The 9,650-nt window shown below is 67.1% G+C and carries 6 protein-coding genes; all 6 read left to right on the plus strand.

Translation table 11 applies throughout. From position 1 onward, the window contains the following. The first annotated feature begins 91 nt into the window (after window positions 1-91). The gene (gene smc, locus AC56LN_RS07810; RefSeq protein WP_499570750.1) at window positions 92-3,604 is read left to right on the plus strand and encodes a chromosome segregation protein SMC; all 3,513 of its coding nucleotides are present in this window, start codon (window positions 92-94) and stop codon (window positions 3,602-3,604) included. 175 nt (window positions 3,605-3,779) lie between these two features. Then, a complete protein-coding gene (locus AC56LN_RS07815) occupies window positions 3,780-5,183 on the plus strand; it encodes a cell division protein ZipA C-terminal FtsZ-binding domain-containing protein (RefSeq protein WP_499570751.1) in 1,404 nt (467 codons plus the stop codon). 10 nt (window positions 5,184-5,193) lie between these two features. Further along, entirely contained in the window at window positions 5,194-7,554 is a 2,361-nt protein-coding gene (gene ligA, locus AC56LN_RS07820) for an NAD-dependent DNA ligase LigA (protein WP_499570752.1), read from the plus strand. A 5-nt stretch (window positions 7,555-7,559) separates the two neighbouring features. Continuing rightward, the gene (gene galU, locus AC56LN_RS07825; protein WP_499570753.1) at window positions 7,560-8,453 is read left to right on the plus strand and encodes a UTP--glucose-1-phosphate uridylyltransferase GalU; all 894 of its coding nucleotides are present in this window, start codon (window positions 7,560-7,562) and stop codon (window positions 8,451-8,453) included. Then, window positions 8,450-8,986 carry a peptide deformylase gene (gene def, locus AC56LN_RS07830; protein ID WP_499570754.1) on the plus strand — a complete coding sequence of 179 codons (537 nt, stop codon included), beginning with the start codon at window positions 8,450-8,452 and terminating at the stop codon, window positions 8,984-8,986. Before galU ends, def begins: the two co-directional genes overlap by 4 nt. Continuing rightward, window positions 8,986-9,471, plus strand: a complete 486-nt coding sequence (locus tag AC56LN_RS07835; RefSeq protein ID WP_499570755.1) for a hypothetical protein — start codon at window positions 8,986-8,988, stop codon at window positions 9,469-9,471. Before def ends, AC56LN_RS07835 begins: the two co-directional genes overlap by 1 nt. The last annotated feature ends 179 nt before the right edge of the window (window positions 9,472-9,650 follow it).

A 9,650-nucleotide genomic window follows, 5' to 3' on the forward strand; every position in this document is an offset into this window, starting at 1 on the left:
GTCCGTTTCCATCGTCCTTCCGGCCATGGCCTTCGCCATCCCGGCGATGGTATGATGACCGCTTCTTCGCTATCTACCTGACCCACGCAACGTGCGCCTCTCTTCCATCAAATTGTCGGGATTCAAATCGTTTGTCGATCCCACCAATTTTCAGGTGCCCGGCCAGCTGGTCGGCGTGGTCGGCCCGAACGGCTGCGGCAAGTCGAACATCATCGACGCCGTGCGCTGGGTGCTGGGCGAATCCAAGGCGTCCGAACTGCGCGGCGAGTCGATGCAGGACGTAATCTTCAACGGCTCCACGCACAGGAAGCCCGCGGGGCGCTCGTCGGTCGAACTGGTGTTTGACAACAACGCCGGCAAGGCTGCCGGCCAGTGGGGCCAGTACGCGGAGATCGCCGTCAAGCGCACGCTCACGCGCGACGGCACCTCCACCTATTACATCAACGGCCAGCCGGTGCGCCGGCGCGATATCCAGGACATCTTCCTCGGCACAGGCCTGGGCCCGCGCGCCTACGCCATCATCGGCCAGGGCATGATTTCGCGGATCATCGAGTCGCGCCCCGAAGAACTGCGCGTGTTCCTCGAAGAGGCGGCCGGCGTCTCCAAGTACAAGGAGCGCCGGCGCGAAACCGAAAACCGCTTGTCCGACACGCGCGAGAACCTGCTGCGGGTCGAAGACATCCTGCGCGAACTGAACGCCAACCTGGAAAAACTCGAAGCCCAGGCGGCGGTCGCGCTGCGCTTCCAGCAGATGCAGTCCGATCAGGAAGAAAAGCAGAAGCTCCTCTGGCTGCTGCGCAAGAACGATGCGCAGGCCGAGCAGGTCAGGTTCTTCCGCGAAGTCGAAGATGCGCAGACCGGGCTCGAAGCCCAGACCGCGCAACTGCGCGGCGTGGAGCTCGACCTCGAACACCTGCGCCAGGCGCATTTCGCTGCGGGCGACCGCCTGCACACGGCGCAGGGTGCGCTCTACAGCGTCAACGCGGAGATCGGCAGCCTCGAAGCGCAGATCAAGTTCGTCGTCGAATCGCGCACGCGCCTGCAAAACCAGATCGCCACGCTGAGCGCCCAGCGTGATGGCTGGTCGACCCAGGCCGAAGAACACCGCGAAGGCCAGGAAGAAGCCGAGATGCAGCTCGAGGAACTGGCCGCGCGCGCCGAAGGTGCCCAGATCGCGGTCGAAGTCCATGGCGAGCGCCTGCCCGAACTCGAAGCGGCCTGGCGCGCCGGCCAGGATGCTGCCAATGCTGCGCGTGCGCGCATCATGGCAGTCCAGCAGCGGATCGAGCTGGCATCGGCCCACGGGCGCAATGCCGGCGGCATCCTGGCCAATCTGGTCGTGCGGCGCGAGCGCCTGCAGCAGGAGCGCAATGCGCTGAACCTGCCCGACAGCGCCACGCTCGACAACCTGCGGCTGCAGCTCGAAGAAAAGCAGCTGGCGCTCGAAGAACAGACGCAGGCGCTGGACGACGCCACCTCGCGCCAGGATACGGTTGAAGCCGAGCGCCGTCAGGCCAACGGCGACGTCCAGCGCGAGAGCGCCGCCAACACGCAGCTGGAAGCGCGCCTGACGGCGCTGCGCCAGATGCAGGACCGCGTGCAGACAAAAGGCAAGGTTCAGCCCTGGCTGCAGAAGCACGCGCTGGCCGACTTGCCGCGCCTGTGGCAGCAGCTCGATGTGGAAGCGGGGTGGGAGACAGCGCTGGAAGCCGTGCTGCGCGAGCGCGCCGGCGCGCTCGACGTGGCGGACCTTGACGCGGCCAAGGCGTTTTTCAACGACCCGCCACCGGCGCGCCTGGCGCTGTACGCGCCGCAGCCAGGCGGCGCACGTGATCCGGCACCGGCCGGCCTGACGCCGTTCGCCAGCCTCCTGCGCATCAACGACGCCGGCGTGCGCGGTGTGCTGGACGACTGGCTGCATGGCGTTTATATCGCGCAGGATGCATCGGAAGCGTTCGACGCGCGCGCCCGCCTGCCGCACGGCGCCAGCTTCGTCACGCGCCAGGGCCACGTGATCACCCGCTCGAGCGTGCGCTTCCATGCGCCCGACGCCGAGCAGGATGGCATGCTGGCCCGCCAGCACGAGATCGACAACACCGACAAGCTGGTGCGCGCGCAGGCGCTGCTGGCGGGTGAGGCGCGCGAGCGCGCCGCCCGCGCCGACGCTGCGGTTCTCGATCTGGCACGGCGCGTGCAGGATGCGCGTGCCCGCGTCGCCACCTTGCAGCGCGAAGTGCACGCGCTGCAGATCGAGGTGCTCAAGCAAAGCGAGATCGAAGCGCGCTTCAACCAGAGGAGCGGGCAGATCGCGGCTGACCTGACCGAGATCGCGGCGCAGGAAGCCGAGCAGCGCCAGGCGCAGCTTGAAGCCGAGCAGACCTTCGAAGAACTCGAGATGCAACTGGCCGAACTGCAGGAAGCCAGCGAAGACGACCAGGCCGCGTTCCAGGATCAGGAGCAGGCGCTGGCGCGCGCGCGCGAACACCTGCGCGAGCTGGAACGCAGCGCGCAGGAAGCCCAGTTTGCCGAGCGCGCCCAGCGCAGCCGCATCGACGAGTTGCGCCGCACGATCGCCACCGCTGCCACGCAGGCCGAGCAGGTTGGCGCCAGTCTGGCGCAGGCGCGCCTGGAGCTGGAAGCACTCGAAAGTGGCAGCGCCCACGAGGGCCTGCAAGTGCTGCTCGACCAGCGCACGACGCAGGAATCAGCGTTATCAAGCGCCCGCCACGAACTTGATCAGGTCGCGCAGCAGCTGCGCACGGCCGAAGAATCGCGCATGCAGACCGAGCGCAGCCTGCAGCCGCAGCGCGACCGCATCACCGAGCTGCAACTGAAAGAGCAGGCAGCGCGCCTGAACCAGGAGCAGTTCGCCGAAGCGCTGGCCGCCACCGGCGCCGACGAAGCCGAGCTGCAGGCCAAGCTCGCCCCCGATCTGAAGCCGCAATACCTGCAGGGCGAAGTCACGCGCCTGACCAATGCCATCGCCGGCCTGGGCGCCGTCAACCTGGCGGCGGTGGATGAACTGGCGCAGGCCAGCGAGCGCAAGCACTTCCTCGATTCGCAGAATGCCGACCTGAGTGAAGCCATCGCCACGCTGGAAGACGCGATCGGGCGCATCGACCGCGAAACGCGCGACCTGTTGCAAGACACATTCGACCGCGTGAACGGGCACTTCTCGGAGCTGTTCCCGATCCTGTTCGGCGGCGGCAATGCGCGTCTGGTCATGACGGGCGACGAGATCCTCGACGCCGGCGTGCAGGTGATGGCCCAGCCGCCGGGCAAGAAGAACGCGACGATCCACCTGCTGTCGGGCGGCGAGAAGGCGCTGACTGCTACGGCCCTCGTGTTCTCGATGTTCCGCCTGAACCCGGCCCCATTCTGTCTGCTCGACGAAGTCGATGCGCCGCTGGACGATGCCAACACCGAGCGGTTCTGCCGCATGGTCAAGCGCATGTCCGAGCACACGCAGTTCCTTTTCATTTCGCACAACAAGATCGCGATGGAGATGGCCAGCCAGCTGATTGGCGTGACGATGCAGGAGCAGGGCGTCTCGCGCATCGTCGCGGTGGACATGGAAGCGGCCGCCGACCTCGTTGCCGCATGATGGTGCGGCCCGTGTCAGAATGCTAATAAATGACATCCACGCGGGGGAGTTGGTATCATTGCATGCCTTCGCGTGGGGACTGCCCGCACGCGTGGCATTTCGATTGAATCACCCAGTTCGCGGCAAGACCAGGACCGTGCGTCCGGCGCGACTTCGCTATTGAGGCACAAGCAGCATGACTGATCTCCAAATGAGCCTGATCGCAGCCGGCGGCGTGTTCGTCGTCGGTGTCGTCACTTACAACAAATGGCAGGAGTACAAGGCCAGGAAAAGCGTCGAGCGCGCGTTCGCATCGGACCACGACGACGTGTTGATGCGCACCGGCGAAGGCGCGCCCGCCGCCGAACGCAGCGAGCCGATGTTCGACCTCGGCCTGCCGCCGAATGTTCCGGCGCACGCACCTGCTGCCCCACCTGCCGCCGCCCCTGCGCCCGCGAAGGAGGGTGAATTCACCTACACGCGCGTGAACGAGCCGACGCTCGATGCCGACGCGTTCACCGTCACCGACACCAAGCCCGAGCCGCAGCTCGATGCACCGGTGTTGGCCGACACGCCGGCGCCGTCGGCCGAAGAAGTACCTGTTCCTGCTGCTGCAATCACGCCAACGCCGACCCCGACGCCCGCACCCGCCATGCCGGCAGCACCGGCAGCACCAGCGGCACCAGCGGCACCCGTCGCGCCGCCGCCTTCCCGCGCCGCCGGTTCCAGCGCTGCCCAGGATGCCGTGGCCGCATCGCTCCCGGGCACGCGCCCCGGCATGCCGCCGGCGGAACTGGCCGAGTGCCTGGTCGACCCGCTGATCGACTGCATGATCCCGCTGGCGCTCGACGCGCCAGTCCGCGGCGACAAGATCCTGCCGACGCTGCACGGCCTGCGCCGCGTGGGCAACAAGCCGATCCACTACATCGGCTTTGCCGTCAGCGGCGAATGGGAGCCGATCGTCCATGGCGGCGTCTACACCAAGCTGCAGGCGGGCGTGCAGATGGCCACGCGCACCACGGCGCTGAATGAACTCGAATACTCCGAACTCGTCACGCGCCTGCGCGCCGTCGGCGACGACATCGGCGCCGAGCCCCACGTGCCGGACATGATCGAAGTGATGAGCGAAGCACGCACGCTGCACCGCTTCGTCGCCGGCCACGACGCGCAGCTGAGCGTCAACCTGGCCGCCAACGGCGCGCCATGGGCGATGTCGACGCTGATCGGCGCGCTCGAGAACGCGGGCTTCGACGTGCGTCCGGACGGGCGCTTTGCCATGCCGGACCGCGACGGCGCCAGCAACAGCGTGCTGTTTACGCTCTCGACCAACGTCACGCTGGGCGCCGACACCACGTCGCGCCTGACGCTGCTGCTGGACGTGCCGTGCGTGGCGCCGGCGCGCGACGCCTTCGGCCGCATGGTCGATACCGCGCGCGCACTGACGCAGCGCCTGGATGCGACCATCGTCGACGACGGCAACCAGCCGCTCGAAGCCGAAGTGCTCGACGAAATCAAGGGCCAGGTGGTCGAGTTCTACGCCGAGATGGACGCTGCCGACATCGCCGCCGGTTCGACCCGGGCATTGCGTCTGTTCAGCTGAGGAACGCCCCGTGACCGAGCAACCCGATGCCCCGGCCCGGATGGCCTGGCTGGTCGCGGAACTGAACCGCGCCAGCTACAACTACCACGTGCTCGACGCCCCGACGATTCCGGACGCCGAGTACGATCGCCTGTACCATGAGCTGGCCGCGCTCGAGACGCTGCACCCTGAAGCGATCGCGCCCGATTCACCGACCCAGCGCGTGGGCGACGCACCGATCCCGGAATTCAACCAGGTCACGCACGCGGTGCCGATGCTGTCGCTGAATAACGGCTTTGCCGACGACGACATCGACAACTTCGACCGTCGCGTGCGCGAAGGGCTCGAGGCGCGCGACGTCGCCTACAACGCGGAACTGAAATTCGACGGCCTGGCGATCAGCCTGCGCTACGAAAACGGCCGCTTCGTGCAGGCCGCCACGCGCGGCGACGGCTACACGGGCGAAGACGTCACTGCGAATATCCGCACCGTGCGCGTGATCCCGATGCGCCTGCATGGCGACGCCGTGCCAGCCGTGCTCGAGGTGCGTGGTGAAGTCCTGATGTTCAAGCGCGATTTCGAGAGCCTCAACGAGCGCCAGCGCGCTGCCGGCCAGAAGGAGTTCGCCAACCCGCGCAACGCTGCCGCCGGCAGCCTGCGCCAGTTGGATGCGCGCATCACCAATGCGCGCCGGCTGCGCTTTTTCGCGTATGGCATCGGCCAGCTCGATGGCGCACAGGATGCGCTGCCCGCATCGCATTCGGCGATGCTCGACTGGCTCGATGCCCTCGGCCTGCCGGTCGCGAAGGAACGCCAGGTGGTCACCGGCCGCGATGGCTTGCTGGCGTTCTACCGCGACATCGGCGAGCGCCGCGCGTCGCTGCCGTACGAGATCGACGGCGTCGTCTACAAGGTCGACCGGCTGGACGACCAGCGCACGCTGGGCTTCGTCTCGCGCGCGCCGCGCTTCGCGCTGGCCCATAAATTCCCGGCCGAAGAGGCCTTGACCACCATCCAGGCGATCGAGGTCCAGGTCGGCCGCACCGGCGCCATCACGCCGGTGGCGCGCCTGGTGCCGGTGTCGGTCGGCGGCGTCACCGTCACCAACGCCACGCTGCACAACGAAGACGAAGTGCGGCGCAAGGACGTGCGGGTGGGCGACACGGTCATCGTGCGCCGCGCCGGCGACGTGATTCCCGAGGTGCTGGGCGTGGTCCTCGAACGTCGTCCGGTGCCGGAACCCCCGGTCTACACCTTGCCGGCAACCTGCCCGGTGTGCGGCTCGCACGTCGTGCGCGAAGAAGGCGAGATCGTCGCGCGCTGCTCCGGTGGCCTGAGCTGCGCGGCCCAGCGCAAGGAAGCGATCCGCCACTTCGCCGGCCGGCGCATGATGGACATCGAAGGCCTGGGCGACCGCTACATCGACAGCCTGGTCGAAGCGAACCTGGTCACCGGCGTGGCCGACCTGTACAAGCTGACGCAGGACGACCTGCTCAAGATGAAGCGCCTGGCCGACGAGGCCGACGATGCGACGCCGGAAACCGTCAGGCAGGGCAAGGTGCCCACCAAGTGGGCCGACAACCTGCTCGCGGCGATTGCCGCCAGCAAGGCGCCGCCGCTCGAACGCCTGCTGTTTGCGCTGGGCATCCGCCACGTGGGCGAGTCCACCGCCAAGACGCTGGCCGAGTATCTGGGCAGCCTGGCGCTGGTGCGCCGCGCGCCGGCCGCATTGCTGCGCGTGCTGCCCGATATCGGCGGCACGGTGGCGCAGTCGATCGCCGACTTCTTCGCCGAAGAAAAAAACCAGGCTGCGCTGGACGCCTTGCTGGCGGCCGGCGTGGCGCCGAAGGGCGAGCATCCGCCCAAGGCGCAGCTGCGCGAGCTGCTCGACGAGATCAAGCTGCTGGCCGCACTGGCCATCCCCAAACTGACCGAGCCGCGCGCGCGCCAGATCGTCGCCGCAGGCCAGACGCTGGACGCCATCGCTACGCGCACCGACTTCGGCATCTTCGGCTTGCCGGCCACGGTGGCGGCAGCGCTGGAAGCGTGGCTCGCGGATGCCGGCAACCGCGCGCTGGTGACGGCGCTGGCTGCGATGCGGCGCGAACTGCTCGACCTGGTGCCGGAAGCAGCGTCCGCGCCCGAGGGCCCGTTGACTGGCAAGACGTTCGTGCTGACCGGGACGCTGCCGACGATGAGCCGCGACGCAGCCGGTGCCCTGATCGAAGCGGCCGGCGGCAAGATTGCCGGGTCGGTATCGAAGAAGACTTCGTACGTGGTGGCCGGTGCAGAGGCGGGCAGCAAGCTGGCCAAGGCCGAAGAACTGGGCGTCGCGATCCTGGACGAGGCGGCGCTGCTGGCGCTGCTCGGCCAATCATCCTCACACGACTGACCACGATGACCCTGATCCGCAAAGCCGTCTTTCCCGTCGCTGGCCTTGGCAGCCGCTTCCTGCCCGCGACCAAGGCGCAGCCGAAGGAAATGCTGCCGATCGTCGACAAGCCGCTGATCCAGTACGCGGTTGAAGAGGCGGTCGCCGCCGGCATCACGGAGCTGATCTTCATCACGGGCCGCAACAAGCGCGCGATCGAGGACCATTTCGATACCGCCTACGAGCTCGAAGCCGAACTGGAAGCGGCTGGCAAGACAGCGCTGCTCGAAACGGTGCGCAATGTCATTCCGAAGCACGTCAACTGCATCTACATCCGCCAGTCGTCGCCCCTGGGCCTGGGCCACGCGGTCCTGTGCGCGCGCCCGGTGGTGGGCAACGATCCGTTCGCCGTCCTGCTGGCCGACGACTTCATGGACACGGCCGCCGGCCACAAGCCGGTGCTGGCGCAGATGACCGACATCTACACGTATGAACGCAGCAGCATCCTGGCGGTGCAGGACGTGCCGCGCGAGCAGACGCGCCAGTACGGGATTGTCAGCGCCACGCCGTATCGTCCGGACCTGGAGCTGGTGTCCGACATCATCGAGAAACCGCAGCCGGCCGATGCGCCATCGACGCTGGCCGTCGTCGGTCGCTACCTGCTGTCGCCATCGATCTTCGGCTATCTCGAGACGATCGGCAAGGGCGCTGGCGGCGAAATCCAGCTCACCGACGGCATCGCCGCGCTGATGCAGGCCGAGCGCGTGCTGGCCTACCGCTACGCCGGCCAGCGCTACGACTGCGGCTCCAAACTCGGCTACCTGCAGGCGATGACGGCCATGGGCCTGAAGCACCCCGAGACCGCCGAAGGCTTCCGCGCATCGCTGGCGGGGCTGCTGGCCGGGCAGGGGGCGCAATGACCGTCCGCACCATCCTGCGCATGGGCGACCCGCGCCTGCTGCGCGTGGCCCCGCCGGTCACGCAATTTAATACGCCCGAGCTGCACACGCTGGTGGCAGACATGTTCGAGACGATGCATGCGGCCAAAGGCGTGGGCCTGGCCGCGCCGCAGATCGGCGTCGACCTGCAACTGGTGGTCTTCGGTTTCGCCAGCAACCAGCGCTATCCGGACGCGCCGCCGGTGCCCGAGACCGTGTTGATCAATCCCGTGCTCACGCCGATCGGCGAGGCGATGGAAGAGGGCTTTGAAGGCTGCCTGTCGATACCGGGCCTGCGCGGCAGCGTCCCACGCTACGCGCGCCTGCATTACGAAGGCGTCGACCAGTTCGGCAAGCGCATTGCCGTCGACGCCGAAGGATTCCATGCGCGCGTGGTGCAGCATGAAGTCGACCATCTGCTGGGCATCCTGTACCCGTCGCGCATTCGCGACTTCAACCGCTTCGGTTTCACCGACGTGATGTTCCCCGAACTTGATACGAAAGCGGACACTTGATGCGCACCCTGTATTTGCTGGCACTGCTGGGCGCGGCCCCGCTGGCGCATGGCGCCGACTTCTTCACGAAGATCGACCCCGCCCCGAAAAGCGAACTGTGGCTCGACACGGGCTTCTACACGGCCCACTTCGACGGTGACAAGGACCTGAACAACAACAACAAGGGCCTCGCACTTGAGTACCGGTTCAGCGGCACACTGGCCGCCACCGGGGGACGCTTCTACAACAGCGACCGCGCCTGGTCGAACTACGCAGGCGTGATCTGGCAGCCGTACGCGGTGGGCCCTGTGCGTGTGGGCCTGGCGCTGGCGGCATTCGACGGCTACCCGAAAACGCGCAACGGCGGCTGGTTCCCGGGCGTGATCCCGACGCTGACCTACGAGTACGAGCGGGTGGGCTTAAACGTCGGAATCATCCCGAACTACAAGGACCGTCTGTACGGCGGTATATCGTTCCAGCTCAAATTCAAACTGTTCCAGCGATAAATACAAAAAGCCGGGGTCAGGTCTGACATTCGGACACGATCTCGACAGTCATGCGAAAAGCCGGGGTCAGATACCGTCTTGAATTGCAAGCCGATTCGATAAGAAATTTGCGTCGAATGGCTTGCCTGTTCGAATGACGCCGTAGATCAGATGGGCCAATTTGTGCGTAACGGCGCCGA

It is taken from the genome of Telluria sp. ZT3P26 (assembly GCF_059686035.1).

Coding starts and splice junctions, on each gene's coding strand:
- AC56LN_RS07815 (WP_499570751.1), top strand. CDS start 3,780: ATGACTGATCTCCAAATGAGCCTGATCGCAGCCGGCGGCGTGTTCGTC.
- galU (WP_499570753.1), top strand. CDS start 7,560: ATGACCCTGATCCGCAAAGCCGTCTTTCCCGTCGCTGGCCTTGGCAGC.
- def (WP_499570754.1), top strand. CDS start 8,450: ATGACCGTCCGCACCATCCTGCGCATGGGCGACCCGCGCCTGCTGCGC.
- AC56LN_RS07835 (WP_499570755.1), top strand. CDS start 8,986: ATGCGCACCCTGTATTTGCTGGCACTGCTGGGCGCGGCCCCGCTGGCG.